The sequence below is a fragment of the Ornithinimicrobium sufpigmenti genome (assembly GCF_004322775.1).
GTDB lineage: Bacteria > Actinomycetota > Actinomycetes > Actinomycetales > Dermatophilaceae > Ornithinicoccus > Ornithinicoccus sufpigmenti.
Genome location: NZ_CP036403.1, coordinates 89,652 through 114,740, shown reverse-complemented (window position 1 = coordinate 114,740; position 25,089 = coordinate 89,652). Strand labels below are relative to the sequence as shown.

At 71.8% G+C, this 25,089-nt stretch carries 20 protein-coding genes; 8 read left to right on the top strand and 12 right to left on the bottom strand.

Going from position 1 to position 25,089, the window contains the following annotated elements:
- The first annotated feature begins 58 nt into the window (after positions 1-58).
- Positions 59-1,111, top strand: coding sequence for an ArsA family ATPase (locus tag ESZ52_RS00520; RefSeq protein ID WP_131103211.1), 1,053 nt, complete (start codon positions 59-61; stop codon positions 1,109-1,111).
- 171 nt (positions 1,112-1,282) lie between these two features.
- Here ESZ52_RS00520 and ESZ52_RS00515 read toward each other — a convergent pair whose 3' ends face one another.
- A complete protein-coding gene (locus tag ESZ52_RS00515; protein WP_238154672.1) occupies positions 1,283-4,948 on the bottom strand; it encodes a cell wall-binding repeat-containing protein in 3,666 nt (1,221 codons plus the stop codon).
- 243 nt (positions 4,949-5,191) lie between these two features.
- On the opposite strand from ESZ52_RS00515, the gene ESZ52_RS00510 reads away from it, so the two are divergent.
- Positions 5,192-6,943 (top strand): ABC transporter ATP-binding protein, encoded by a 1,752-nt coding sequence (locus ESZ52_RS00510; protein WP_131103209.1) that lies wholly within the window; start codon positions 5,192-5,194, stop codon positions 6,941-6,943.
- 170 nt (positions 6,944-7,113) lie between these two features.
- Positions 7,114-9,057: an ABC transporter ATP-binding protein gene (locus tag ESZ52_RS00505; protein ID WP_131106333.1), complete on the top strand. Its 1,944-nt coding sequence runs from the start codon at positions 7,114-7,116 to the stop codon at positions 9,055-9,057.
- Between the two features lie 4 nt (positions 9,058-9,061).
- Here the strand turns inward: ESZ52_RS00505 and ESZ52_RS00500 are convergent, their stop codons facing one another.
- From ESZ52_RS00500 to ESZ52_RS00475, 6 genes are all read right to left on the bottom strand, one after another.
- The gene (locus tag ESZ52_RS00500) at positions 9,062-10,225 is read right to left on the bottom strand and encodes a C45 family autoproteolytic acyltransferase/hydrolase (protein ID WP_131103208.1); all 1,164 of its coding nucleotides are present in this window, start codon (positions 10,223-10,225) and stop codon (positions 9,062-9,064) included.
- Between the two features lie 117 nt (positions 10,226-10,342).
- Positions 10,343-11,209, bottom strand: a complete 867-nt coding sequence (locus ESZ52_RS00495) for an ABC transporter permease (protein ID WP_131103207.1) — start codon at positions 11,207-11,209, stop codon at positions 10,343-10,345.
- Positions 11,206-12,222: an ABC transporter permease gene (locus tag ESZ52_RS00490; RefSeq protein WP_131103206.1), complete on the bottom strand. Its 1,017-nt coding sequence runs from the start codon at positions 12,220-12,222 to the stop codon at positions 11,206-11,208. Before ESZ52_RS00490 ends, ESZ52_RS00495 begins: the two co-directional genes overlap by 4 nt.
- A 75-nt stretch (positions 12,223-12,297) precedes the next feature.
- Positions 12,298-13,860: an ABC transporter substrate-binding protein gene (locus tag ESZ52_RS00485; RefSeq protein WP_131103205.1), complete on the bottom strand. Its 1,563-nt coding sequence runs from the start codon at positions 13,858-13,860 to the stop codon at positions 12,298-12,300.
- On the bottom strand, positions 13,857-14,675 hold the full coding sequence (locus tag ESZ52_RS00480; RefSeq protein ID WP_145968815.1) for an ATP-binding cassette domain-containing protein: 819 nt from the start codon (positions 14,673-14,675) through the stop codon (positions 13,857-13,859). Before ESZ52_RS00480 ends, ESZ52_RS00485 begins: the two co-directional genes overlap by 4 nt.
- A 5-nt stretch (positions 14,676-14,680) precedes the next feature.
- Positions 14,681-15,685 carry an ABC transporter ATP-binding protein gene (locus ESZ52_RS00475; RefSeq protein WP_131103203.1) on the bottom strand — a complete coding sequence of 335 codons (1,005 nt, stop codon included), beginning with the start codon at positions 15,683-15,685 and terminating at the stop codon, positions 14,681-14,683.
- 204 nt (positions 15,686-15,889) lie between these two features.
- Between ESZ52_RS00475 and ESZ52_RS00470 the strand changes: the two genes are divergently transcribed.
- From ESZ52_RS00470 to ESZ52_RS00455, 4 genes are all read left to right on the top strand, one after another.
- Positions 15,890-16,663, top strand: a complete 774-nt coding sequence (locus ESZ52_RS00470) for a GntR family transcriptional regulator (RefSeq protein ID WP_131103202.1) — start codon at positions 15,890-15,892, stop codon at positions 16,661-16,663.
- 64 nt (positions 16,664-16,727) lie between these two features.
- Complete coding sequence (locus ESZ52_RS00465) at positions 16,728-18,116, top strand: acyclic terpene utilization AtuA family protein (protein WP_131103201.1); 1,389 nt, start codon at positions 16,728-16,730, stop codon at positions 18,114-18,116.
- A 25-nt stretch (positions 18,117-18,141) separates the two neighbouring features.
- Entirely contained in the window at positions 18,142-18,468 is a 327-nt protein-coding gene (locus ESZ52_RS00460; RefSeq protein WP_131103200.1) for a DUF4387 domain-containing protein, read from the top strand.
- A gap of 66 nt (positions 18,469-18,534) precedes the next feature.
- Positions 18,535-19,653, top strand: coding sequence for a lycopene cyclase family protein (locus tag ESZ52_RS00455; RefSeq protein ID WP_131103199.1), 1,119 nt, complete (start codon positions 18,535-18,537; stop codon positions 19,651-19,653).
- Positions 19,654-19,673: 20 nt separating this feature from the next.
- Here the strand turns inward: ESZ52_RS00455 and ESZ52_RS00450 are convergent, their stop codons facing one another.
- From ESZ52_RS00450 to ESZ52_RS00430, 5 genes are all read right to left on the bottom strand, one after another.
- Positions 19,674-20,204 (bottom strand): dihydrofolate reductase family protein, encoded by a 531-nt coding sequence (locus tag ESZ52_RS00450; RefSeq protein WP_131103198.1) that lies wholly within the window; start codon positions 20,202-20,204, stop codon positions 19,674-19,676.
- Positions 20,205-20,415: 211 nt separating this feature from the next.
- Entirely contained in the window at positions 20,416-20,790 is a 375-nt protein-coding gene (locus ESZ52_RS00445) for a DoxX family protein (RefSeq protein ID WP_131103197.1), read from the bottom strand.
- 150 nt (positions 20,791-20,940) lie between these two features.
- Positions 20,941-22,071: an ABC transporter permease gene (locus tag ESZ52_RS00440; RefSeq protein WP_181010062.1), complete on the bottom strand. Its 1,131-nt coding sequence runs from the start codon at positions 22,069-22,071 to the stop codon at positions 20,941-20,943.
- Between the two features lie 13 nt (positions 22,072-22,084).
- Positions 22,085-23,272, bottom strand: coding sequence for an ABC transporter permease (locus ESZ52_RS00435; RefSeq protein ID WP_131103195.1), 1,188 nt, complete (start codon positions 23,270-23,272; stop codon positions 22,085-22,087).
- Positions 23,272-24,216: an ABC transporter ATP-binding protein gene (locus ESZ52_RS00430; protein WP_131103194.1), complete on the bottom strand. Its 945-nt coding sequence runs from the start codon at positions 24,214-24,216 to the stop codon at positions 23,272-23,274. Before ESZ52_RS00430 ends, ESZ52_RS00435 begins: the two co-directional genes overlap by 1 nt.
- A 91-nt stretch (positions 24,217-24,307) precedes the next feature.
- On the opposite strand from ESZ52_RS00430, the gene ESZ52_RS00425 reads away from it, so the two are divergent.
- Positions 24,308-25,063 (top strand): methyltransferase domain-containing protein, encoded by a 756-nt coding sequence (locus tag ESZ52_RS00425; protein WP_131103193.1) that lies wholly within the window; start codon positions 24,308-24,310, stop codon positions 25,061-25,063.
- The last annotated feature ends 26 nt before the right edge of the window (positions 25,064-25,089 follow it).

Sequence of the window (25,089 nt, the reverse complement as noted above, 5' to 3'; positions counted from 1 at the left end):
CCACGACCCTGCCCGACGAGCCCGCCCCGAAACCCTGCGCCTGAGACCGAGGACCTGCATGAGCACCCTGACCGAGCTCGCCGCCACCCGCCAGGTGCTCTTCGTCGGCGGCAAGGGCGGCGTGGGCAAGACGGCCGTCGCCTCCGCGCTGGCGCTGGCGCAGTCCCGCGCCGGGCGGCGGACGACCGTGGTGTCCACCGACCCGGCGCACAACCTGGGCCACCTGTGGCAGCGCCGGGTCGGCGACACGCCGGTCGAGCTGGCACCCCTGCTGCGCGGCGTGGAGATCGACCCGGCCCGCACCACCGACGAGCACCTCCGGGCCGTCCGGGCCACGATGGAGCGGCTGATGCCCGAGCACCTGCAGGGCGAGGTGCGCAAGCACCTGGAGCTGGCGCGCGAGGCACCGGGCACCCACGAGGCCGCCGTGCTCGAACGGGTCGCCGAGGTCGTCGAGCAGCGGACGCCGGACGAGCTGATCATCTTCGACACCGCCCCCTCCGGCCACACCTCACGCCTGATGGCCCTGCCGGAGCTCATGCAGGCGTGGACCGAGGGGCTGCTGCGGCGCCAGGACCGCTCCGCCCGGTTCGGTGCCGCCCTGCGCGGCCTGGAGGGGCGCACCGACCCCGGCGAGCAGCAGGCGGTCGACATCGTCGGGGCGAGGCGGGCGCCGCGTCGGGAGGCGGGGGTCAGCGACCCGCGTCGGGAGGCGGGGGTCAGCGACCGGCGGGCCCGGCGGGACGCCGAGATCCGGGCCGTCCTCGACCGGCGGCAGGAGCGGTTCCGGGCGCTGCGCGAGGTGCTCCAGGACCCGGACCGGGCGGCCTTCGTCATCGTGCTCGCGGCCGAGCGGCTGCCCGTGCTGGAGACCATCGAGCTGGAGGAGCAGCTGCGTCGGGCGGGGATGCACGTCGGCGGGCTGGTCATCAACAAGCGGTCCCCCTCCGACGCCGGTGACCTGCTGGCCGCGCGCCGCCAGGTCGAGGAGGGGTATGTCGACCAGCTCACCTCCGCCCTGCCCCACCAGCCGGTGCAGGAGGTGCCGCTGCTGCCCGGCGAGGTGCTGGGCGAGGAGGGCCTGAGCCTGCTCGCGCAGCACCTGCGCTGACCGCACCGGAGCGCGGACCGCTTCGACGTGCAGGCGCGTCGGCGGGCAGGCACGAGGAAGCCCCCCGGACCGGTTGGTCCGGGGGGCTTCCCGTCGAGCTACCTGTCGAGCAGGTCACCCAGTGATGTCAGTCCTCGGGTCAGACTCGCGGTCAGACCCTGCGGTCAGACCTCACGGGTAGACGTGCTCACCCAGGCCCTCCTGCACCGCCAGGGAGATGGCACCGAAGCCACCCACGAGGGTGACGGCCTGGGCACGCACCTCGTTCAGCGCGGTCATCGTCGCCGCCGGCACGGAGTCCGGACGGGTCAGCAGGACCGGGCCGCCGTTCATCGCGGCGGCCGGGGCTGCAGCGAGAGCGTCGGGGAAGTCCCGACCCGTGGCCAGGAAGGCCTCGGCGACCGGGCCGGAGAAGAACTCCTGGGCCACCGTGGAGGCGGTCACGTAGCGGTCCTTGCCACCCAGACGCACCACGTCGTCGGCGTAGGCCGAGGCCTCGTCGGCGGCGTCGTCGGAGACGGCCGCGTCACCGCCGATCACGAAGATGGTCGAGGGGTCGAGCCGCTCGAGCTCGTTCATCGTGGCGCCGGGCAGCCCGTGCTGACGGGTCAGCAGGACCGGGGCACCCTCCACGCCGGCAGCGGCTGCCGCGGACAGGGCGTCCGGGTAGTCCATACCGCTGGCGAGGAGCACGATGTCCGAGCTCTCCCACTGCTGGGAGATGCTGGCGGCCGTGCGGTAGCGGTCGAGGCCGGCGACGCGCTCGACGTCGTCGGCGTAGTCCTCCAGCTCGTCCATGACGTCGTCGGAGACGACGCCGTCACCACCGAGCACGACGATCCGCTCCGGCGCCAGGTCCTGCAGCGCCATCGCGGTCGAGCCGGGCAGCTCGTCCGCACGGGTGAGCAGGACCGGGCCCTCCTCGGCCACCGCGAGGGCACCGCCCGCGACGGCGTCCGGGAAGTCCAGCCCGTTGGCGAGGAACACCGTCTGCACACCGGGCTCGAAGCGCGAGACCGCGAGCTCGGCGGCGGTGGCGTACCGGTTGTGACCCTCGATGCGGGTGACGACCGGGGAGTCGACCAGGCCCTCGTCGGACCAGTCGATGGCGAACGCCTGGCTGGTGTAGGACTCCACGCCGGGCTCGCGGTCGTCGTTCCAGGCGCTGGCCTTGGTGACGTCGATGTGCATCACGTAGTCACCGGAGGGCAGCCGCTCGCGGGCGCCGTCCTCGGTCATGACCATGCCGTCCCAGGCGTAACCGGTGATGGCGTTACGGCTGGAGCTGCGGGCCAGGTAGTCCACCGAGGAGACGGTGCCGAGGGACTCGCCCGCGGTGCCGTCCTCGTTGGCCGCGAAGACCTCCCAGGTCATGTTGCGGGCCTGGTGCTCGAAGTGGATCGCGAAGACCGGACGCTCGCCCTGCTCCATCGTGAAGACGTGGTCCTCGTCGACGGGGTCGTAGACGACCTCGGGGTCGACACAGTTGATGCCGTCCCAGAACCCGCAGGACTCGACGGTGACCAGGGCCGGGAGCTCCTGGACGACGTTGCCCTCGGCGTCGATCATGTCGGCCAGCACCTCGATGTCCTGCAGGTCGAAGGCAGACCCGCCGTAGGCGATCGAGTAGGCCGGGCTGTCGTCACCCTCGGTCAGGTGCAGGTAGCCACCGAACGTCGGGTCCATCTCCTCCTCCTCGGCCAGCGAGGGGGAGGTGACGGCGAAGGTCAGCTCGGCCGTGCCGTTGGCGGGCACGGTCAGGCTCTCCGGGTGGTCCACCTCGGCGGCGACCAGCCAGTAGCCGAAGACGTTGGCGGTGCCGGAGGTGGCCGTGGCCGGGGCGTGCGAGACCGCGTAGGTGACGTCCTCGTCGGTGTGGTTGTGGACCGTCACCGTGTTGGTGGATGTCTCACCCGCGAGCTGCTGGCCCAGCTGGACCAGACCGGGCTCGGCGGTGATGTCGGCCTCGATCGCGCGGTCGACCTGGATCAAGCCGCTGCCCTGGCGGTGCACGACCTCCAGGCCCGCGGTGGGAGCGATGCTCAGCCCCACCTGGACGGAGGAGTTCTGCAGCCGCAGCTTGACCTCCTCGACGGTGAGGTCGGGGTGGGCGTCGAGCAGCAGCGCCGCGGCGCCGGCCGCGTGCGGGGCCGCCATCGAGGTGCCGGACAGGGTGGCGTAGCCACCGGACTCCAGCGGGTACGGCGCGTAGATCGAGCCACCCGGGGCGGAGACGTCCGGCTTGAACATCAGGTCGGCGGTGGTGCCGAAGGAGCTGAACGCGCTCATCAGGCCACCGGTGGGGTTCGGGGACTCCGCCTGCTCGTCGGTGAAGGTGATGGTGATGCCGTCCGAGGCGAGCGCCTCGGTGGCGAGCCGGCTGCCGTCCTGCTGCATGACGCCCATGACCGGCACCGTGATCGGCGGGTCGCCGGCGACGCTGGCGTTCAGCGCACCGGGCGCGTTGTTGTAGATCACCACACCGGCCGCGCCGGCGTTCTGACCGTTGAGCGCCTTGATGTGGAAGGTGCACTCACCGCGCTGGACGAGCACCCAGTTGCCCTCGATCTGCGCAGCCTCCTCCTCGGAGAAGGGCTCGCAGTGCTGGGCCTCGGGGGTGCCCGGCTCGGCGAAGGCGAGCAGCTGAGCCGTGCCCTCCGTGGGCGGGGCGGGCGCGGGGGAGCTCCCGGTGTAGGGCACCGGCTCGCCGTCCTCGTCCAGGAAGGCGTTGGCCCGCACCGTGACGTTGTCGACCGAGCCGACACCGATGGTGTCCCGGCCGACGCCGGGGGCGCCGCTGGAGTAGAGGCCGCTGGCCCCGGAGTTACCGATCGAGGCCACCACGACGACACCCTCGCGGGCCAGCGCGTCGGTGGCCCGGGCGGTCGGGTACTCGGCCCAGGAGGAGAAGGCGGAGCCGATGGAGAGGTTGACGACGTCCATGTCGTCCTCGAGCGACTTCTCCATGGCGTGCAGCATGATCTCGGCCGTGGTGGAGCCCGCGCAGCCGAAGACGCGGTAGGCACCGATGATCGAGTCGGGGGCCACACCCACGACCTCGCCGCCGGCCGAGGAGATGCCGGCCACGTGGGTGCCGTGACCCTGGCAGTCGTCCGGGTCCTCGTCGGGCATCGGGATCGGCTGGTATGCCGTGTCGCTGGGGTCGGCGTTGTAGGTGTCGCCGACGAAGTCGTAGCCGTAGGCGACGCGCTCGGTCGGGAAGGTGTCACCGCCGGGGGTGCCGCCGCCGCCGAAGTCGGGGTGGTCGTAGTCGACACCGGTGTCGATGATGCCGATCCGCAGGTCCTCGCCGGTGTAGCCGAGCTCGTGCGCCCGGTCCACGCCGGTCATGCCGACGGCGGAGTGCATCTGCGGGGCGTGGCTGCTGGCCGGCAGCTCCGGGGCGTCGATGAGCCCCATGGGGAAGATCGCCTCGACCACGCCGGAGGTCGCCAGGGAGGACAGGGCGCCGGCGTCCGCGGTGACTGCCAGGCCGTTCCAGAGCGTGTCGTACTCGCTGGTCACCTCGACCGAGACACCAGCCGACTGCGCGTGCGACAGGAACTGGTCGCGCTGGCTCTGGATGTCCCGGACGGAGCCACCCTCCGCGGTCGCCGGGGCGGCCAGCTGGACGAGGTAGCTGTTGGGCACGAAGTCGGCGCCGGTCAGGGCGCCGTCATGGATCTTGCTCTCCGGTGCGGGTGACCCCGCACCCAGGTAGGCGTCGTCGTCCGCGGACGCGGCGAGCGGGCCCAGCATGGCCCCGCTCAGCGCCACTACGGCGACACCCGAGAGAGCACGACGTGGGGTCGAACCCCGTGGCGTACGTGAGCTCACGAATGAATCTCCTTTGATCTCCGGTGCGTCGCCGGACGGCGCGCACCCCCTGACCCTAGGCTGCGCCCCCGCAGAAGTGACCCCTTTGGCCATCACGATTCCATCACGATCAGATCACAGGAGAATCACGACGACTTGTTCTTGACCTGCCCTTTACGGTCGCGCAGGCCCACATCGGTCCCCTGCTCCGGTCCCAGCGCCGTAGCTGAACGGACTGTCAGCCCGGGGGTGCACAATCATCCGGTGCTGATCCGTCTCCTGCGCGACCACCTGCGGCCCTACCGAGGACTCGTGGTCGCGGTCCTGGCGCTCCAGCTGGTGGCGGCGATCGCCGCGCTGCTGCTGCCCTCCCTCAACGCCGACATCATCGACGACGGGGTCGCCCGGGGGGACACCGGGCTGATCTGGCGCCTGGGCGCGGTGATGCTGGCGGTCAGCGCGGTCCAGGCCGTGTCCCAGATCGCGGCCACCTGGGCCGCCGCCCGGGTGGCGATGGGGCTCGGCCGCGACGTGCGGGCCGGGGTCTTCGACCGGGTGCTGAGCTTCTCCTCGCGCGAGCTCGGGCAGTTCGGCGCACCCACGCTGATCACCCGCAGCACCAACGATGTCCAGCAGGTGCAGCAGGTGACCTTCATGACCTTGGTCATGCTGGTCGCGGCACCGATCACCGGCTTCGGTGGGGTGATCATGGCGATCCGCCAGGACGTGGGGCTGTCCCCCCTCATCGCCGTCGGGGTCACCGTCCTGCTGCTGGTCATGGGGCTGATCATCTGGCGGATGGTGCCGTTGTTCCGGGCCCAGCAGAAGCAGCTGGACGCCGTCAACCGGGTGCTGCGCGAGCAGATCAGCGGCGTGCGGGTGGTGCGGGCCTTCACCCGGGAGCGGGAGGAGACGCAGCGGTTCCGCGAGACCAACACCGAGCTGACCCGGATCGGCCTGTCGGTCGGCGACCTGATGGCGCTGATGTTCCCCACGGTGATGCTGGTGATGAACTTCTCCAGCGTGGGCGTGATCTGGTTCGGTGCGCAGCGGGTGGAGGCGGGGGCGATGGACGTCGGGGCGTTGACCGCCTACATCAGCTACCTCATGCAGATCCTCATGTCCATCATGATGGCGACGATGGTGGCCACGATGCTGCCCCGCGCGGCGGTCTCGGCCGGGCGGATCCAGGAGGTCCTGGGCACGCGGACCACCGTGGTCGCGCCGCAGGCGCCCGCGGCGCCGGGTCGACCCGCGGACGGCCGGCCGGGCACGGTCCAGCTGGAGGGGGTGGGCTTCACCTACCCCGGCGCCGAGGCGGCCGTCCTGCAGGGCGTCGCCTTCACCGCGCGGCCGGGCACCACGACCGCGATCGTGGGCGGCACCGGCTCCGGCAAGACCACCCTGCTGCGGCTGATCCCCCGCCTCGCCGACGTCAGCGCCGGCAGCGTGCGGGTGGACGGGGTCGACGTGCGCCAGCTGGCCCCCGAGGACCTCTGGACCCGGGTCGGCCTGGTCCCGCAGCGGCCCTACCTCTTCTCCGGCACCGTCGCCTCCAACCTGCGCTTCGGCAACCCAAACGCCACCGACGAGCAGCTCTGGGCGGCGTTGCGGATCGCTCAGGCGGAGGACTTCGTGGCCGCCTACGACGACGGCCTGGAGCACCCGATCGCGCAGGGCGGCACCAACGTCTCGGGCGGGCAGCGGCAGCGCCTGGCCATCGCCCGCGCGCTGGTCGCCCGGCCCGACATCTACCTGTTCGACGACTCCTTCTCCGCCCTCGACCTGGCCACCGACGCCCGGCTCCGGGCGGCGCTGGCACCCCTGACCCGCGACGCCACGATGATCGTGGTCGCCCAGCGGATCAGCACGATCGTCGATGCCGACCAGATCGTGGTGCTGGAGGCCGGCCGCATCGTCGGTCTGGGCACCCACCGCGAGCTGCTCGAGAGCAACCAGACGTATGCCGAGATCGTCCGCTCCCAGGAGCACGTCGGCGGGGAGGAGGCAGCATGAGCAGGCACGAGTCACCCGACGAGAGCGCCCCGCAGGCCGAGGGCGGACAGGGCCGGGACGACCAGGACGCCCAGGAAGCCCAGGACGGGCAGGGCCAGGACGGGCAGGACGAGGCTCGGACCGGTCCCCCGCCCGGGCCTCCTGGTCCGCGCCCCGGCGGGCCCGGCGGGATGGGGGTGCCGGTCGAGAAGCCCAGCGACTTCGCCGGCTCGGCCAAGCGGCTGCTCGGCCGACTGGCCCCATACCGGATGCTCATCGGCCTGTCGGTCCTGCTGACCGTGGGGGCCGTCGTGCTCTCCGCGCTCGGGCCGCGGGTCCTGGGCCGGGCCACCGACTTCATCTTCGCCGGCTACCTGGGCAACCGCCTCGGCGAGGCCTTCCCCGAGGGCACCAGCGTCGACGCAGCCGCACAGGGGCTGCGCGCCCAGGGGGAGACGACCTTCGCCGAGATGATCGAGGGCACGCCCCACCTGGTGGTCGGGCAGGGCGTCGACCTGGGGGCGGTCGGTCGCACCGTGCTGACGGTGATGGCGCTCTACGCCGCGTCGGCCCTGCTGATGTGGGTGAGCACGCGACTGGTCAACCGGATCTCGATGTGGACCGTGCGCGACCTGCGCAGCGACGCCGAGGACCAGCTGCACCAGCTGCCGCTGGTCTACTTCGACGGACGCCCGCGCGGGGAGATCCTGTCGCGGGTCACCAACGACCTGGACAACCTGCAGCAGACGCTGCAGCAGACCTTCGGGCAGCTGCTCAACGCGCTGGTGACCGTGGTCGCCATCCTGGCCATGATGCTGTGGATCAGCCCGCTGCTGACCCTCATCGCGCTGGCCACCATCCCGGTCTCGGTGCTGGTCACCATCCTCATCGCCCGCCGCAGCCAGAAGCTGTTCAAGGCCCAGTGGGCCAGGACCGGCACGCTCAACGGCCAGATCGAGGAGGCCTTCACCGGTCACGAGCTGGTCACCGTCTTCGGCCGGCGCGCGGAGATCTCGGCAGGGATGCGGGAGACCAACGACCAGCTCTACGACGTCACCTGGCGGGCGCAGTTCATGAGCGGCGTGATCATGCCGGCGATGTTCCTCATCGGCAACCTGGGGTATGTGCTGGTCGCCGTCGTCGGCGGGCTGCGGGTGGCGGGCGGCAGCCTCTCCCTGGGTGAGGTGCAGGCCTTCATCCAGTACTCCCGCCAGTTCACCCAGCCGGTGACCCAGGTGGCCTCCATGGCCAACCTCATGCAGTCGGGGGTCGCCTCCGCCGAGCGGGTCTTCGAGCTGCTCGACGCCGAGCGGCAGGTCCCGGACCCGGTGGACGCCCTGCCGGCCGGGCGGCAGGCGGGCAGCGGGCGCATCGCCTTCGAGGACGTGACCTTCTCCTACGGCGAGCAGCCGCTCATCGAGGACCTCTCCCTGGTCGCCGAGCCGGGCCAGACGGTCGCGATCGTCGGGCCGACCGGCGCCGGGAAGACGACCCTGGTCAACCTCATCCTGCGCTTCTACGAGCTGCAGGGCGGACGGATCACCCTGGACGGCCGCGACATCACCACGATGACGCGCGAGGACCTGCGCTCCCGGGTCGGCATGGTCCTGCAGGACACCTGGCTCTTCGAGGGGACGATCGCCGAGAACATCGCCTACGGCCGGCCCGGCGCCGCACGCGAGGACGTCCTCGCGGCGGCCGAGGCGGCCTACGTCGACCGCTTCGTGCAGCACCTGCCCGACGGCTACGACACGGTGCTGGACGACGGGGGCTCCACGGTCTCCTCCGGCGAGCGCCAGCTCATCACCATCGCCCGGGCCTTCGTGGCCCAGCCCTCGCTGCTCATCCTGGACGAGGCGACCAGCTCGGTCGACACCCGCACCGAGCTGCTCGTGCAGGAGGCGATGGCCCGGCTGCGGGCCGACCGCACGAGCTTCGTCATCGCCCACCGGCTGTCCACCATCAGGGACGCCGACCTCATCCTGGTGATGGAGCAGGGCCAGATCGTCGAGCAGGGCAGCCACGAGGAGCTGCTCGAGGCGGACGGTGCCTATGCCCGCCTGCACCGGGCCCAGTTCGCCGGGGCGGCCGTCGCGGTGGACGAGGCGGCGACGGAGCAGGGCGCCGCGGGCTGAGCCGTCAGGCGGCGGGGCCCACCACGGGGATGCGGTGGAAGGGTGAGCTGCACGGGCGCCCCAGGCACAGGTCCAGGTGCCGGGCGACCGGGTCGAAGATGGCCGTCGAGATGGTCTCGGACACCAGCGTGGGGCCGTGCTGGCAGACCGAGCCCTCCGCGCCGTGGACGCCGTCGAAGTCGAGGTGCGAGGAGAGCAGCTTCCGCACGTCGTCCACGTCCACCTGCCCCTGCGACAGCAGCCGGTCGGCGGCGGCCCGACGGGCCAGCGAGCTGACCGCCGGGGTGCCGTCCTCCGGGCCCAGGCCGCAGGAGGACAGGACGGCGTCGGTGTAGTGGTTGGTCGCCACCACGCCGGCAGCGGGCGAACCCGTGCTGGAGCCGGTGGCCGGCGCTGGCATCGAGGTGCTGGTCGAGGCGGCTCCCCCCGCCACGGTCGTGGTGCGGTAGCCGCACTCCACGACGGCGGCCTGGCCGTGCTCGTCCACGATCGTGACGGTGCCCAGCCCCATCTGCGGGGTGGTCAGCAGCCGGTCCACCGCCGCCGCCGTGGTCCGGCACTCCTGCAGCACGTGCATCATCGAGGCGAAGCGCGGCAGGCCGGGTCCGATGTCGGAGGAGGCCACGTGGGTGTCGGCGACCGCCAGCCCGACCTCGTTCATCCCCGAGGAGTGCACGCCGGGCGCGCCCGCCGTGGACAGGGCGAGCCAGCGGTAGCCCTGCTCCGGGCGCACCCGCAGCACCGTCTGCAGCTCCAGGTAGCGCGGGTCGTTGTCCCGGTTCTTGGCCAGCAGCGGTCGTTCACCGGTCAGCGCCACCGTCGTGCACCCGTCCGAGGGCACGTCGGACAGTGCGTCGGAGGTGCGGCCGGCGGCCCGGTCACCGCTCTTGAGGTAGGTGCCCAGCACGGTGGTGAGCAGGTCGTCCGCGGGGATCTGGTAGACCTCGGCCATGCCCGCGATCTGCGCCAGCGTGCCCGGGGTCAGCTCGGCCCAGGCCTCGCGGACCTCCTGCACCCGGTCCCTGACCGACGGGTCGGTGGCGGGGTAGCTCTGCCGGGTGACCGCCGCGAAGTCGGCGACGGCCTGCCGCATACCCATGGAGCCCGCGGCGTGGGACCTGCCGATGGTCAGGTCGTCACCGGAGGCGTCGATCACGGGGGTTCGCATCAGGTTGGTTCTCCTTGACGTGGGCCGCCCCTGCAGCACGAGGAGGCGATCGAGCATGGTTCCGGCCGGTGGTTCACCTGGTGGTTCCAGCCGGGTGGTTCAGGCGGACGAAACGGTTCAGGCGGGCACCTGCTCCGGGGACACCTTCTCGTGCCGCGGGTCCAGGGCGTCGCGCAGGGCGTCGCCCAGGATGTTGACGGCGAGCACGATGACGAAGATGGCTAGGCCGGGCAGGGTGGCCAGCCACCAGGCGCGGGTGACGTAGGCCCGGCCGTCGGCGAGCATGCTGCCCCAGCTCGGCTCGGAGGCGGAGGCGCCCAGCCCGAGGAAGGACAGCGAGGCCTCGGTGACGATGACGACGCCGATCTCCAGGGTCGCGACGACCAGGATCGGGGCCATGCAGTTGGGCAGGATGTGCTTGACCATGATCGCGAAGGGGTTGGTGCCCAGCCCCTTGGCGGACAGCACGAACTCCCGCTCGCGCAGGGACAGCGTCTCCCCCCGGACGAGGCGGGCGTAGAGCACCCACCCGGTGACCACCAGGGCGATGACGATGTTGTCCAGACCCCGGCCCAGGACGGCGACGATGGCGATGGCCAGAAGCAGGAAGGGGAAGGCGAGGAAGGCGTCGACGATGCGCATGAGCAGGCTGTCGACCCAGCCGCCGAGGTAGCCGCTGATCAGCCCGATGGCGATGCCGAGGATGGCCGCGAGCAGGACCGCGCTGAAGCCCACGATGAGGGAGACGCGGCTGCCGTAGATGAGGCGGGAGAGCACGTCCCGGCCCAGGCTGTCGGTGCCGAGCAGGTACCCCTCGGTGAGCGGCGGCTGCAGGCGCATGGCCAGGTTCTGGGCGTTCGGGTCGTAGGGGGCCAGCCAGGGGGCGAAGAGGCCGATGAGCACGAAACCCAGCAGCACCACGATCGCCACCATGGTCAGCGTGGACCGCCCGAAGTAGCGGTAGGTCTTGCGGATGGCGTTCATCGGGACCCTCCGGTCAGCTTGATGCGGGGATCCAGCCACGCCTGGACGATGTCGGTGAGCAGGTTCACCAGGACGAAGAGGACGGCGAGCACGAGGACCGCTCCCTGCACGAGCGGGAAGTCCCTGTTCTGGATCGCGTCGACGACCAGCCGGCCGAGGCCGGGCCAGCCGAAGACCACCTCGATGACGATGGCGCCGCCCAGCAGGGAGCCGATCCGCACCCCCATCACGATGACCGTGGCCGGCAGGGCGTTGCGCAGCATGTGCCGCAGCACCGTGGCGAAGTCGAGGCCGCGGGCGCGCAGCGCGTCCACGTAGTCCTGGCCCTTGACCTCCAGCAGGCCCGAGCGCAGCACCCGGGACAGCGTGGCGGTGATCGCGGTGCCCAGCGTGACGGCCGGGAGCGCGACATGGAGCAGACCGGAGCGGAAGGCGGCCCAGTTCCCCTGCAGCAGGGCGTCGACGAGGACGAACCCGGTGATCTGGGTCAGCCCGGTGCCGGAGGCGATGCGCCCGCTGGCGGGGAACCACTGGAGGCCGACGCCGAAGATGAGGATGAGCATGATCCCGAGCCAGAAGCTGGGCATCGAGATGCCGAACAGGGCCAGGACGCTGCCGCCCCGGTCCCAGATGCTGCCCTGGCGCAGCGCCGAGACGACGGCGACCGGGACGGCGATGACGATGGCGACGACGAGGGCCGCGAGGGTCAGCTCGACGGTCGCGGGGATCGTGGCGCCGATGATCCCCGCGACCGAGGTGCCTCGTCGGATCGAGGTGCCGAGGTCACCCTGCACCGCACCCAGCATGTAGTTGAGGTACTGCTGCACCAGCGGCTGGTCCAGCCCCAGCTGCTGGCGGTAGAGCTCCCGCTGCTCGGGGCTGACGTTCTCGCCGGCGAACATCACGTCCACCGCGTCCCCCGGCGTGATGTGGATCAACGAGAAGACGATGATCGACACGCCGAAGAGCACGAGGACGGTCTGCCACAGCCGTCTGAGGATGAACGCGAGCATGCTGCTCCCAGTGGGTCAGTCCGCGAGTCCGGCAGCGGGTGCTGGGTGCGGTCAGGTGGGCGTGGTGGGTTGGCGTCAGCTGGAGCTGACCGTGACGTCAGCGACGTTGAAGCGACCGATCGGGGACGGCTCCCAGCCCTGGACGCTGCTGGAGACGCCGTAGATCTCCTCGGGGTTGAGCAGCGGCACCCACGGGGCGTCGTCGACGACGATCTGCATCGCCTCGGCGTAGAGCTCCTCCCGCTCGGCCTGGTCGGTGGTGCTCCGGCCGGCGCTGATCAGCTCGTCCAGCTCCTCGTTGGTGTAGCCGGTGTAGAAGGCACCGTCGCGCGAGGGGCTCCAGAAGTGCCGGGCGAGGATGACGTCGGCGTCGCCCTCGGCCACGCCCCAGGAGGAGATGTATGCCGTGGACGAGCCGGACTCGATCCGGTCCAGGAAGGCCTGCTCCTCCAGCACGTTCACCTCGGCGGCGAGACCGGCGGCCTGCAGCTGGCCGGCGACCGCCTCGGCGAGCATCCGGGTGGCCTCGGTGCTGTCCACCTCGACCGTCCCGTCGACGCCCTCCAGGGCCGCCTGCGCGGCCTCCAGGTCGAAGTCGTAGCCCTGCACCTCGTCGGTGTAGCCGACCATCTCGGGGAACGCGGGCTGGTTCAGCACCCGCGCACGGTCCTCGTAGAGCGCGCTGACCAGGGTGTCCTTGTCCACCGCCTGGTTCGCGGCGACGCGGACGGCGTGGTCGTCGAACGGTGCGACGGTGACGTTCATGGCCAGGAAGAAGATCCGGGTGCCGGACACGCCGACGGCCTCGGTGCCGCTGCCGAGCTGGCTGGTGAGGTCGGCCGGGATCTCGGCGACGATCTGGGCGTCGCCGGCCTGCAGCGCGGCCATCCGCGAGGAGACCTCCGGGATGGGCCGGAAGATCAGGGTGTCGACCGACGGCTCACCGCCCCAGTAGTCGGGGTTGGCGGTGAGGTTGACCGCCTCGTTGGGGGTCCAGCTGTCGAAGACGAAGGGGCCGGTCCCGACCGGGCTGGCGGCGAACTCCTCGTCCCCGACCTCCGCCACGTACTCGGCGGGAACGATCTCGTTGACCGCCAGGCCGGAGAGCAGGGTCGGCGCCGGCGCCGTGGTGGTGATGAGCACGGTCAGGTCGTCCTCGACCTCGACGCTCTCGATCACCTCCAGCATGGAGGCCCGCGGGGAGACCTGCTCCGGGTCCAGGATCCGCTCGATGCTGAACTTGACGTCCTCGGCGTCGAACTCCTCGCCGTTGTGGAAGGTCACGTCCTCCCGCAGGTGGAACCGCCAGGTCAGGTCGTCCACCTGCTCCCACTCGGTGGCCAGCTCGGGCACCGCGGTGAGCTCGTTGTCCTGGTTGACCAGGGACTCGAAGACGGTGTGGACCACGTTCTGGGTGGGTCGGTTGCGGTGCATGTGGGGGTCCATGGTCAGGATGTCCGAGGACTGCGCGATGACCAGCTGTCCCGCCTCGGCCGCGGGCGCGTCGTCGCCGCCCTCGCCCGCGGGTGCCGGGGCGCCCTCGTCGAAACTCTCGCCGCTGGCGCAGGCGGTGACCAGCAACGCGGCCAGGGAGACCGGGACGACCCGGCGAACGAACGTGCGTGGTGCGCTTCTCATGACGCTGTACCTCCAGGGTGTGGTGTGGCCCGGCGCCGCGGGTCGGGGATCGGGATGGCGCTCAGCAGGGTCTTGGTGTAGTCGTCCTGCGGGTTCTGGTAGAGCTCGCGCGGCCGTCCCTGCTCCACGATGCGTCCGCGCTGCATCACCGCGACGTGGTCGCAGAAGCGCTCCACGATCGCCAGGTCGTGGGCGATGAACAGGTAGGTGAGGCCCAGCTCGGACCGCAGCCGGGTGAGCAGGGTGAGGATCTGGGCCTGGATCGAGACGTCGAGCGCGGAGACCGGCTCGTCGAGGATCAGCACCTCGGGCTCGACCGCGAGGGCGCGGGCGATGCCGATCCGCTGGCGCTGCCCGCCGGAGAACTCGTGGGGATAGCGGTCGGCCGCCGAGGCCGGGAGCCCGCACATGTCCAGCAACTCCAGCACCCGGGTCCGCCGGGACTCGGCGCTCTGCCGGTGGTGGATGCGCAGCCCCTCCGCCACCAGGCTGCCGACCTTCCACCGTGGGTTGAGCGAGGCGAACGGGTCCTGGAAGACCATCTGGACCTCGCGCCGGGCCCGCAGCAGGTCCCGGCCCCGCATGGCCAGCAGGTCCACGCCCTTGAGCTCCACGCTGCCGGAGTCCGCGTCCAGCAGGCGTGCGACGATCCGGGCGGTCGTCGACTTGCCGGACCCGGACTCACCGACGAGGCCGAACGAGGCCCCCGCCTCGATCTCGAAGGAGACGTGGTCCACGGCCACCGAGCGCTCGGCCTTGCCGAGCAGGGCCCGGCCGGAGGTGAAGGTCTTGACCAGGTCGTGGACCCGCAGCATCGGCGTCACAGCTCTCCCCGTCCCACGCGGACGCAACGATGGCGTCGCGAGCCCTCGGTGAACTCGGGCGGGATGCTCGACGTGCAGACCGCCTCGGCGTGCTCGCAGCGGGGCGCGAAGGGGCAGGCGAACAGGGCCACGTGGATCTGGGGCGGGGACCCGGGGATGGCCTCGAAGGGCGAGTCCTCGCCCAGCCTGGGCACCGAGCGCAGCAGCGCCCGCGTGTAGGGGTGCCTGGGCTCCTCGAAGAGGGTGTAGACATCGGCCTCCTCCACCAGCAGCCCGCCGTAGAAGGTCGCCACCCGGTCGCAGGTCTGCGCGACGACACCCAGGTCGTGGGTCACCAGCATCACCGCGGCCTCGCGCCGCTGGCAGACCTCCGCCAGCAGGTCCAGCACCTGTTTCTGCACGGTGACGTCCAACGCGGTGGTCGGCTCGTCGGCGATGATCAGGTCCGGCTCGGCGATGAGGGCCGCAGCGATGATCACCCGCTGGCGCTGGCCGCCGGAGAGCTGGTGCGGGTAGGAGTCGAGGCGCTCCCTGGGGTTCGGGATCCCCACCTCGCCGAGCAGGTCGGCCGCCCGCGCCCTGGCGCCTTTGACCGAGATGTCCACGTGGGCGCGCAGCGCCTCCACCAGCTGGTCTCCGATCGTGTACACGGGGTCCAGGGCAGCCAGTGCGTCCTGGAAGACCAGGCCGATCCTGGCCCCCCGGATGCGCCGCATCACCTCTGCCGGCGCACCGAGCAGCTCCTCGCCCTCGAGCTTGACGCTGCCGCCGATGCGGGCGCTCCTGGGCAGCAGCCCCAGGATGGCCTTGGCGGTGACGCTCTTGCCCGAGCCCGACTCTCCGACGATGCCGAGGAACTCGCCCCGGCGGACGTCGAAGGACAGCCCGTTGACCGCGGCGACGTGCCCGAGCCGCACGCTCAGGTCGCGCACCTCGAGCAGAGGTGTCGCAGTGCGCGGTGGCGTCGGGGCGCCCGTGGCCGGTGGGACTTCGAGCTCCACGCATCCTCCTCGATCCGGTGGGCGCTACCGTTGGGGTCTGGATATAACCGGGTAGACCAGTGAACGTACCAAAGCCCCGACCCGGCGACAAGGGCCCGGGCGGAAAAGTCCCGGTGGATCCGCCTGCGGCGCTGTGGTACTACCTTGGTTCATCCGGAGCCGTGCTCAGGACCCGGGCAGGACCACCACCGAAAGGGAGCATCGATGGCGCTCTCCCGCACGACGACCCAACCGCTCTACGACCAGGTCCTGCAGCAGATCCGGGCTCGGGTGGAGACCGGCGAGTGGCCCAAGAGCTCGCGGGTCCCCTCCGAGCGTCAGCTGTCCGAGCTGCTGGGCGTGAGCCGGATCACCGTGCGCCATGCGGTGCGGCTGGCCGTCGAGGAGGGCCTGCTCGAGCAGCGGCGCGGTGTCGGCACCTTCGTCGCCTCCCGGGAGCGGCTCGCCCAGGACCTGGCGGAGATCCGCAGCTTCGAGCTGACCCTGGCCGAGCAGGGGTATGTGGCCAGCACCCAGATCCTCAGCTCCGGCTCGGTGATCGCCGACCTCGCCCTGGCCGGCGTGCTCGGCGTGGAGCCGGCCACGCCGCTGCGCAACCTGCGCCTCCTGGGCAGCGGTGACGCCAGCCCGGTCGTCTACTACGACAGCTACTTCGCGCCCGCCCTCGGTCAGGAGATCGTGACGGCCGCCGAGGAGTTCCACGCGGCCGGCAGGGCGTTCTCCACCCTCGACCTCTACCGGCACGAACGGGTGAGCCGGGACCCGCAACGGCTGAGCCAGACGATCGACGCGGTCCTGGCCACCGCCGAGCTCAGCGGCCACCTCGGCATCCCGGTCGGCGCGCCGATCCTGGCCATCGAGTCGGTGATCTCCGACGCCGAGGGGCCCCTGGAGTTTCGCCGCGCCTACTACCGGGCCGACCGCTACACCTTCGCCCTGGAGCGCCGGCTCGCGCCACAGCCCAAGCGCTCCTCTTGACCCTGCCCGGCATCGTTGGTATATCTGGTTATAACCACAGCCGGTCACAGATCAGGAGAGTTCCGTGAAGGAACAGTTGCGCATCGTCAGCCCCAACGGCCATCTCGGCTTCGCCCCCACCAAGGAGGAGAGCTTCCGGCTGGCGGTGGAGACGCGCCCGGACTACTACTGCGCCGACTCCGGCAGTGACGACATCGGTGCCACGGCGCTGGGCGCCGACCGCTCGGTGAGCATGGAGCGCTGGCAGCGCCACGACCTGGAGCTGATGCTGCTGGCGGCCCGCGAGCAGGACGTGCCGATGATCATCGGCTCGGCCGGTGACTGCGGCAGCAACAGCCGGGTCGACATGTTCGTGCGGTTCATCAAGGAGATCGCCGCCGAGCACGACCTGCCGCCGTTCCGCCTGGCCTACTTCTACTCCGAGGTGGACACGGCATACCTGCGGCAGCTGCACGATGACGGCGTGACCATCGAGGGCCTGGACGACCGGGCAGCGCTGACGATCGAGGACATCGACGCCACGACGCGCGCGGTCGCGGTGGCCGGGGTGCACCCCTTCGTCGCGGCGCTGGAGCAGGGCGCCGACGTCATCATCGGCGGCCGGTCCAGCGACTGCGCGGTCTTCGCCGCCCCGGCCATCTTCGAGGGCTTCCCGGAGGAGCACGCCTACTACGCCGGCAAGGTGCTGGAGTGCGCGTCGTTCTGCGCCGAGCCCTACGGCGCCAAGGAGTCGGTCATCGCGACCATCACCCACGACGACGTCAAGGTCACGGCGATGGCGCCGTGGCAGCGCTGCACCGTGGCCAGCGTCGCGGGCCACGCGATGTACGAGCGCTCCAACCCCTACTTCGAGTGGTTCGCCGGCGGCATGCTCGACATGACCGACTGCGTCTACGAGCAGTACGACGAGCGCACCACCCGGGTCACCGGCCAGCGCGTGGTCCCGGTCGAGGGCAAGGTCACCGTCAAGATCGAGGGCTCGGGCCGGGTCGGCGAGAAGTACCTCGGCATCGCGGGCATCCGCGACCCGTACACGATCGCCAACATCGACAAGGTGATCGAGCTGTCCCGTCAGCAGGTCGCCGACGAGTTCTCCGACATCGACTACCACCTGGCCTTCACCGTCTACGGCAAGAACGGCGTCATGGGCGACCTGGAGCCGGTCAAGGAGATCACCTCCCACGAGCTCGGGATCGCCATCGAGGGCATCGCCGACTCGGCCGAGGTCGCCGAGTCGGTCACCCTCTACGCCACCCGCCAGCTCTTCTACGCGCGGCTGCCCGAGGTCAAGGGCACCGCGGGGACGGCCGCCTTCGTCACCGACGAGGTGCTGCCCGCCACCACCTCCTACCGCTGGACGATGAACCACATCGTGCCGGTGGACGACCCCATGTCCCTGTTCGACCTGCACCTGGTCGAGGTGGGATCCATGATCCTGCAGCCCCAGGCCTGAGCCAACCCTCTTCTAGGAGACCACCATGCACGAGCACACCACCCTGGGCGAGCTGGCCAAGACGGTCCGGAGCAAGAACGCCGGCACCGACCGGATCACCTTCGACGTCATCTTCTCCGACCAGCAGACCTATGACCACGTGCGCCAGTCCGGGGCGCTGACCCGGGAGACCGTCTGCGGCCTGTTCGGCGTCGAGGACGACCGGATCACCGACTTCGTCGAGTTCGACCCGGCGTTCGCGATCAAGTTCACCCTCAAGCGGCTCGCCCCCAGCGGCGGGCCGGGCGAGAGCGACGTCTTCGGCTGCCAGCAGTACCCCCCGCTGCTGTCGATCCCGGTGCCGCAGCCCTGAGACAGGCCTGAGGCAGTCCTGAGGCCGTCCGCACGCCCGCGTAGGGTCACCTGCAGGAGGTGAGCCATGGTCGACGTGGCCGTCGTCGGGCTGGGCCCGGCGGGACGCGCGCTGGCCTCGCGGCTGGTGGCCCGGGGCGCGTCGGTGCTGGCCGTGGACCCGCGGCCGGAGGCGGTGTGGACACCGACCTACGGCGTCTGGGCGGAGGACCTGGGCAGCCCTCCCGAGGGGGTGATCCGCTCCCTCGTCCGGCGTCCGCAGATCCGGGCCCACGGCCACCACGTGCTGCCGCGACGGTATGCCGTGCTGGACAACGCCGCCCTCCAGCGCGCCCTGCCGCTGGACGGGGTGCAGGTGCGGACCGGACGGCTGACCGACGAGGAGGTCGTGGCGCTGCGCCGTGAGGCGGAGGTGGTCGTCGACGCGCGGGGTGCCCGGCCCGCCGGGCGGGACGCGGGCGACCCCGCCCCTGCCCAGACCGCCTACGGGGTCGTCGTGCCCGCGGCGGAGGCCGCTCCTGCCCTGGACGGCGCCGAGGGGCTGATCATGGACTGGCGCAGGGACTGGGCGCCCGCGGGTTCGGGGACGGGGCGGGGCCCGGCCACCTTCCTGTACGGCATACCGCTCGGGGACGGCACCGTCCTGCTGGAGGAGACCTGCCTGGCCGCGGCGCCCGGCCTGCCGATCGAGGAGCTGAGGACCCGGTTGCGGCGACGGCTGCTCGCCCGCGGGATGGCTGCGTCAGCGGTCGACGACCCGATCACGCGCGAGGTGGTCCGGATCCCGATGCGTGGCCGCGGGCGCACACCACCCGGCGGCGTGCTCGCGGTGGGGACCGCCGGGCGCGGCGGCAACATCGTCACCGGCTACTCCGTCACCCACTCGCTGCTCAGCGCCGACGCCCTGGCCGCCCGGATCGTGCAGGGCCGCGCTCCCCGACAGGTCGACCCGGTGGCCCCGAGCGACGCCCTGCGCGAGGCTGGGCTGCGAGCGCTGCTGCGCCTCGACGTCCAGGGGACCCTGGACCTCTTCGACGCCTTCGGTCGGCTGCCCGGGGACCGACAGCGGGCCTTCTGGTCCCGCGAGACCGGGGCGGGCGGCATGGCGGCCTCGATGTGGGGGATGTTCACCCGGATGCCGCCGCGCTCGCAGCTGGAGCTGGCCAGGGCCACGCTCGGCCGCTGAGCCGTTGAGCCGCTGCCGGCTCAGGCGGGCACGTAGGACAGCCGCACCACGTCCTGGCCGATCCTGGCGTGGTCCTGCAGGAGCAGGGGCGGACGCGGGCCGGTGAAGTACGGCGCACCGCGACCCAGCACGACCGGGTGCAGGTAGATCCGGTACTCGTCGATGAGGCCGAGGTCGGTCAGGCTGCCCGCGAGGTCGGGCCCGGCGACCTCGATCTCCCCCTCGTGCTCGGCCTTGAGCCGGCGGACCGCGTCTGCCAGGTCGCCCTCGAGCAGCTTTGCCCCCGGGCCGAGCGGGGGGCGGGACCTGGAGACCACCCACGTGCGCTGGGCCTGGCGCGCGGCGGCGAAGGCCTGCTCGTCGGCGTCCCAGGCCGGGTCGTCCTCGTCCCAGTAGCGCATGAGCTCGTAGGTGCGCCGGCCGTAGATCGAGCCGGTCTGGGACCTGGCCTCCTCGACGAAGTGCCGGAAGAGAGTGGGGTCAGGGGCGAACTCCGTGTGGTCGACGTAGCCGTCCAGGGACTGGTTCATCCCGAACACGAGCCGGGCCATGAGCGGCCCCCTTTCCTCGCAACGGCCCGCGCACCGGACCCACGAGCATCGTGCTCCCAGGAGGCCGGTCGAGGCAAGGGGTGGCGGGACGCAGGTCCGCGCGGCCCAGTCGTGGGACCGGAGCTGCTCCCCACGGCAGGGGGTATGCGGTGCGGGTGGGTGAGCCACCGGACGCGCTCATCTGCCGACAGCGTGTGGCGTGTGGAGAAACTCACAGAGGCCAGGCGCCGAGACGGCCCCACGCGACGAAGACGGCCAGAGCGAGCAGGAACGCCGGCATGGCCACCTTTGCCGCCTCACGCCGGCGCAGGTGCACCACGACCGCCCCGACCATGGTCACGGCCAGGCAGACGGCGCTGGTCGGCACCAGAACCTGCCCGGTCCCGACCAGCCCGGGCAGCACCAGGCCCACCGCACCCAGCACCTCGGCGACACCGAGCGCCCGGATGAACCACGCGGGGAAGTCCTCGACGTAGGTCAGCCCCGAGGCGTAGAGCCTGTCCCTGGGCTGCACGGCCTTGACGAGCCCGGCGATCAGCACGAGCCCGGCCAGGACCCCGGTCGCCACCCACAGCGCGGTGTGCATGTTCTCTCCTGTCTGCCTGGTCTGCCTTGTCTGCGGCTCGGCACGGCTGCGGCGGGACGCAGCGACAGCCTGACGCACCCGCGTAGTCCGGGCAACGGCTTTGGTGGAGGAGCTGTCCGGCACAGGCCTCAGGGACCCCCAGGGACCGGCTCACATCGCCCGCGCCAGGCTGCGGCGCAGCAGGACCGAGCCGGCCACCAGCACCACCGCCGCCATCCCGGCCAGCACGGCCAGCTGCGGCAGCACGTCCAGCACGCCGGCGTCGCGGCGCTGGATCTCGGCCAGCGCCTGGTAGCCCCAGGCGTGCGGGGTGACCATGGCGACCCGGCGCAGTCCGTCCGTGAACAGCTCCAGCGGCACCATGCAGCCGCCGAGGGCGGCCAGGACCAGCCCGGCCCCGACCGACACCCCGCTGGCCGGGCCCTCGCTGTCCATGACGACGCCCACGACCATCGCCAGGCCGGACGCGACGAGCCCGAAGAGGGCGACCACGACGAGGACGCTGGGCAGCGATCCCCAGCTCACGCCGAAGAGCAGGCTGGACATCCCGATGATCCACCCGGCCTGGAAGAACGCGATGACCAGGCGCCCCAGGGCCAGCCCGGTGACGGTCTGGCCCGCGGTCACGGGTGCCGCGAGCCCGCGGCGGACGGCGCCGCTGCGGCGCGCCTGGATCATGGCGGCCGAGGCTCCCAGGGTGTTGAGGAAGACGAAGAGGAGCATCTGCGCACTCGCGCCCACCTCGAACCGGCCGGCACCGGCGAGCTCCTCGGCGATCGGGTTGTCCGTCTCGACGCGGACCGGGACCGGCTCGCCCTCCCGTGCATCGGCAACGACCTGCTCGGCCTGGCCGGGCTCCATACCGGCCCCTGTGAGCACCTCGACCCGGGCCGCCCTGACGGCGACCTCGTCGACGGCCGCGCGGACCATCATCTCAACACCCGGGTTGGGCTCCCCGACCGAGACCAGCTCCAGCTGCAACGGGTCCTCGGAGACCACGACCACGCCCAGGTCGGCCGCAGCCTCACCCAGGGACCCGAGGACTCCGTCGCGGCCCGGGTGCCGGTCGACCTTCACCTCCGCCCGCTCGAGCTGGGCGCCGACGTGCTCCGCCACGGGGCCATCGCCCCCGAGCGCGACACGGGCCGCGGGGCCCTCACCGGACTGCAGACCGAGGACCGCCACCAGGATCAGCGGCAGGACCAGGACGAAGAACAGGTTGATCCGGTCGGAGAGGAAGCGGCGCAGCTCCAGGGCCGCCAGCGCGAGCACGGCTCTCACAGGGTGTCCTCCCTCACAGCGCGTCCTTCCGGTTCGGCAGGACACGGGCGAGGAGCAGCACCACCGCGGTGAACGCGAGCAGGCTCAGCAGCACCGGCGTCAGGTCGGCCAGGCCCCCGCCGCCGGCGCTGATGCCCAGCCCGCGCGTCAGGGCTGCGACCGGGTTGATCTGCACCACCTGGGCGACCCAGCCATCGGCGGGGAGGCGGAAGAAGCTGCCCCCGGCGACGCCGAGGCTGATGGCGATGACCGACATCGCCATGCCCGCCTGCTCGGAGGTGCGGGCGACCTTGACGATGATGAACATCACCGAGGTGGCCGCGACGACGACTGCGACGACGAGGGGCAGCACCACCCACCAGGAACCGAAATGCACCCCGTCGAGGAAGGCGCCGCCCGCGAGCAGGAGGGTGCTCGTCGAGGCCACGCCCAGCAGCACGGCGACCACGGCCTTGGACAGGGGCACCAGCCAGCGAGGCACGGGCAGCGAGCGCAGCCGGGCGAGGATGCCCCACTCCCGCTCGGTCAGCAGGGTGAGCACGGCGAAGCCGACGGTGAAGAACAAGAACATGCCGGCCTGCCCCGAGACGATGCCCGAGGTGAACGAGAGGTCCTCACCCTCGACCTGGCTGCCCGTCCAGGCCACCTCGGGCGAGACCTGCCCCAGCTCCTGGGCCAGTGCCCCCAGCTCCTGCTCGGACAGGCCCGCCTGGTCGCCTGCGGCCGTCAGCGCCGCCGCGTCGGCGTTCATCTGCGCGACGACGGAGCGGACGATGTCGGCGACCACGTCGCCGGACAGGCCGGCGTCCGGGCCGACCCGGATGACGACGTCCGAGTCCGGCGCCGGTCCCCCCGACAGCGCGCTCCCGAAGCCCTCCGGCAGCACGGCACCCACCCCCGCCTCCCCGGTGTCCACCAGTCCAGGCACCTCGTCGGCCGCGGCCCGCCGCACCGTCACCGGCAGGTCCTGCGCCGGCAGGGCCTGCAGCGTCCCCACCAGTGCAGCCGCATACTCATCGCCGTCCGGCGCGGCCACCGCCACGGTGACCGGCTCCAGCTCCACGTCCTCCAGCCCCGCGAAGGCGAGGGAGAAGACGAACGCCAGGGAGAAGGGCACGAGCAGACCGAAGATCAGCACCGACCGGTCGCGCAGCCGCTGGCGCAGGTCGTGGACCACGAGGATGAGCAGGGCCCGGCCCATCAGTCCCTCAGCGCCTTGCCGGTCAGGTGCAGGAAGACCGACTCCAGGTCGGGGCGGCTGATCTGCACGTCCTCCAGCTCCATCCCCGCCCGGGACGCTGCGGTCACGACCTGCGTCACCACCGCTGCCGCTCCCCGCACCGACAGGTGGAGCCGGTGGCCGTCGCGGACCACCTGCTGGACGGGCGGCAGGGCGGCGACGGCCGTCTCGGCCTCGGCGACCTCACCTGTCCCCGTGAGCGTGATCGTGTCCACGCCCCCCGTGAGCGCGACAAGCTCCTCACGGGTGCCCTCGGCCTGCACCCGTCCCGCGTCCATGATCGCGATCCGGTCGCACAGCCGCTGGGCCTCCTCCATGTAGTGGGTCGTGTAGAGGACCGCCATGCCCTCGTCGGTCAGAGCTTCGACCGACGCCAGGATGGCGTTGCGCGACTGCGGGTCCACCCCGACCGTCGGCTCGTCGAGGATGAGGAGGGTCGGCCGGTGCAGGAGCCCGATCGCGATGTTGAGCCGGCGTTTCATCCCGCCGGAGAACTCCTTGGCCGGCCCCTTGGCCCGGTCCTGCAGGCCCACCAGCTCCAGCACCTCGGCCACCCGGGCGTCGAGGTCACCGCCCCGCAGACCCTGCAGGCGGCCGAAGAAACGCAGGTTGTCCCGCGCGGAGATCTCGGGGTAGATCGCCAGCTCCTGGGGCACCAGGCCCAGGTGACGCTTGGCCTGCATCGGCTCCTCCAGCATCGAGGAACCGGCGACCCGGACGCTCCCCACGTCCGGCGTGAGCAGCCCGGCCATCATCGAGATCGCCGTCGTCTTGCCTGCCCCGTTGGGTCCGAGCAGGCCGACCGTCTCGCCCGTGGCGATCCGCAGGCTGACGTCGTCGACGGCGGTCAGCGAGCCGAAGCGGCGGACCAGTCCGACCGCATCGAGGGCAGGGGTGCTCGTCATACCGCGCACGCTACGGCCTGCAGGCACCTGCCCGGGCGAACACCGCCCTCCGGCACGGGAGTGTCCCCCTGGCCGGACTAGGCTGCCCGGTATGCAGCTTGCCGAGCAGTTCGACCGTGCCGCCGGACGCTACGACGTGCTGACGAGGCTGAACCCCGGCTACCACCGGGCCCTGCGCGACGCGGCTACCGCACTCGTGTCGCGGCTGCGGGGGGCGTCGGACAGGTCGTCGGGAGGTTCACCCGGAGGGTCGTCGGCGCCGCTGCGCCTGTGGGACCTGGGCTGCGGGTCGGGGCTGTCCACGCAGGCGCTCGTCGACGCGGCCGGACCGGACGCCACGGTGGTCGGCCTGGACTCCTCGCCCGGGATGCTCCAGCAGGCCCGCGCCAAGGACTGGCCGGCAGGGATCCGGTTCGTCGAGGCCTACGCCCAGGACCTGCCCGGGGTCGCCGCCGAGGAGCTGGGCGGCCAGGCCGACGGGGCGTTCGCGGCATACCTGCTCAGAAATGTGCCGGAGGACCAGCGGGACGCCACCGTGGGCGCGATCCACGACCAGGTCCGTCCGGGCGGCTGGGTGGCGCTGCAGGACTATCACGTCAAGGGCGACACCGTGGCGGTCGCCGTGTGGACCCTGGTCTGCTGGGGCGTGGTGATGCCGCTGTCGGTGGTGCTGCGCGGCAACCCCGCCATCTACCGCTACCTGTGGCGCAGCGTGCTCGACAACGACAGCACCGCCGAGCTCTCGGCCCGTCTGGACCGGGCCGGCCTGACCGAGCAGACGTGGAGCACCGCCCGTGGCTGGCAGCGCGGGATCCTGCACACCGTCCTCGCCCGCCGTCCGGGCTGACCCGAACCCCCGAGCACCCCCGAGCA

What these genes read in the sequence shown, in the direction of transcription:
- ESZ52_RS00520 (WP_131103211.1), top strand. Translation starts at nt 59, where the DNA reads ATGAGCACCCTGACCGAGCTCGCCGCCACCCGCCAGGTGCTCTTCGTC.
- ESZ52_RS00505 (WP_131106333.1), top strand. Translation starts at nt 7,114, where the DNA reads ATGGGGGTGCCGGTCGAGAAGCCCAGCGACTTCGCCGGCTCGGCCAAG.
- ESZ52_RS00500 (WP_131103208.1), bottom strand. Translation starts at nt 10,225, where the DNA reads ATGCGAACCCCCGTGATCGACGCCTCCGGTGACGACCTGACCATCGGC.
- ESZ52_RS00495 (WP_131103207.1), bottom strand. Translation starts at nt 11,209, where the DNA reads ATGAACGCCATCCGCAAGACCTACCGCTACTTCGGGCGGTCCACGCTG.
- ESZ52_RS00490 (WP_131103206.1), bottom strand. Translation starts at nt 12,222, where the DNA reads ATGCTCGCGTTCATCCTCAGACGGCTGTGGCAGACCGTCCTCGTGCTC.
- ESZ52_RS00485 (WP_131103205.1), bottom strand. Translation starts at nt 13,860, where the DNA reads ATGAGAAGCGCACCACGCACGTTCGTTCGCCGGGTCGTCCCGGTCTCC.
- ESZ52_RS00480 (WP_145968815.1), bottom strand. Translation starts at nt 14,675, where the DNA reads ATGCTGCGGGTCCACGACCTGGTCAAGACCTTCACCTCCGGCCGGGCC.
- ESZ52_RS00470 (WP_131103202.1), top strand. Translation starts at nt 15,890, where the DNA reads ATGGCGCTCTCCCGCACGACGACCCAACCGCTCTACGACCAGGTCCTG.
- ESZ52_RS00460 (WP_131103200.1), top strand. Translation starts at nt 18,142, where the DNA reads ATGCACGAGCACACCACCCTGGGCGAGCTGGCCAAGACGGTCCGGAGC.
- ESZ52_RS00455 (WP_131103199.1), top strand. Translation starts at nt 18,535, where the DNA reads ATGGTCGACGTGGCCGTCGTCGGGCTGGGCCCGGCGGGACGCGCGCTG.
- ESZ52_RS00450 (WP_131103198.1), bottom strand. Translation starts at nt 20,204, where the DNA reads ATGGCCCGGCTCGTGTTCGGGATGAACCAGTCCCTGGACGGCTACGTC.
- ESZ52_RS00445 (WP_131103197.1), bottom strand. Translation starts at nt 20,790, where the DNA reads ATGCACACCGCGCTGTGGGTGGCGACCGGGGTCCTGGCCGGGCTCGTG.
- ESZ52_RS00435 (WP_131103195.1), bottom strand. Translation starts at nt 23,272, where the DNA reads ATGGGCCGGGCCCTGCTCATCCTCGTGGTCCACGACCTGCGCCAGCGG.
- ESZ52_RS00430 (WP_131103194.1), bottom strand. Translation starts at nt 24,216, where the DNA reads ATGACGAGCACCCCTGCCCTCGATGCGGTCGGACTGGTCCGCCGCTTC.
- ESZ52_RS00425 (WP_131103193.1), top strand. Translation starts at nt 24,308, where the DNA reads ATGCAGCTTGCCGAGCAGTTCGACCGTGCCGCCGGACGCTACGACGTG.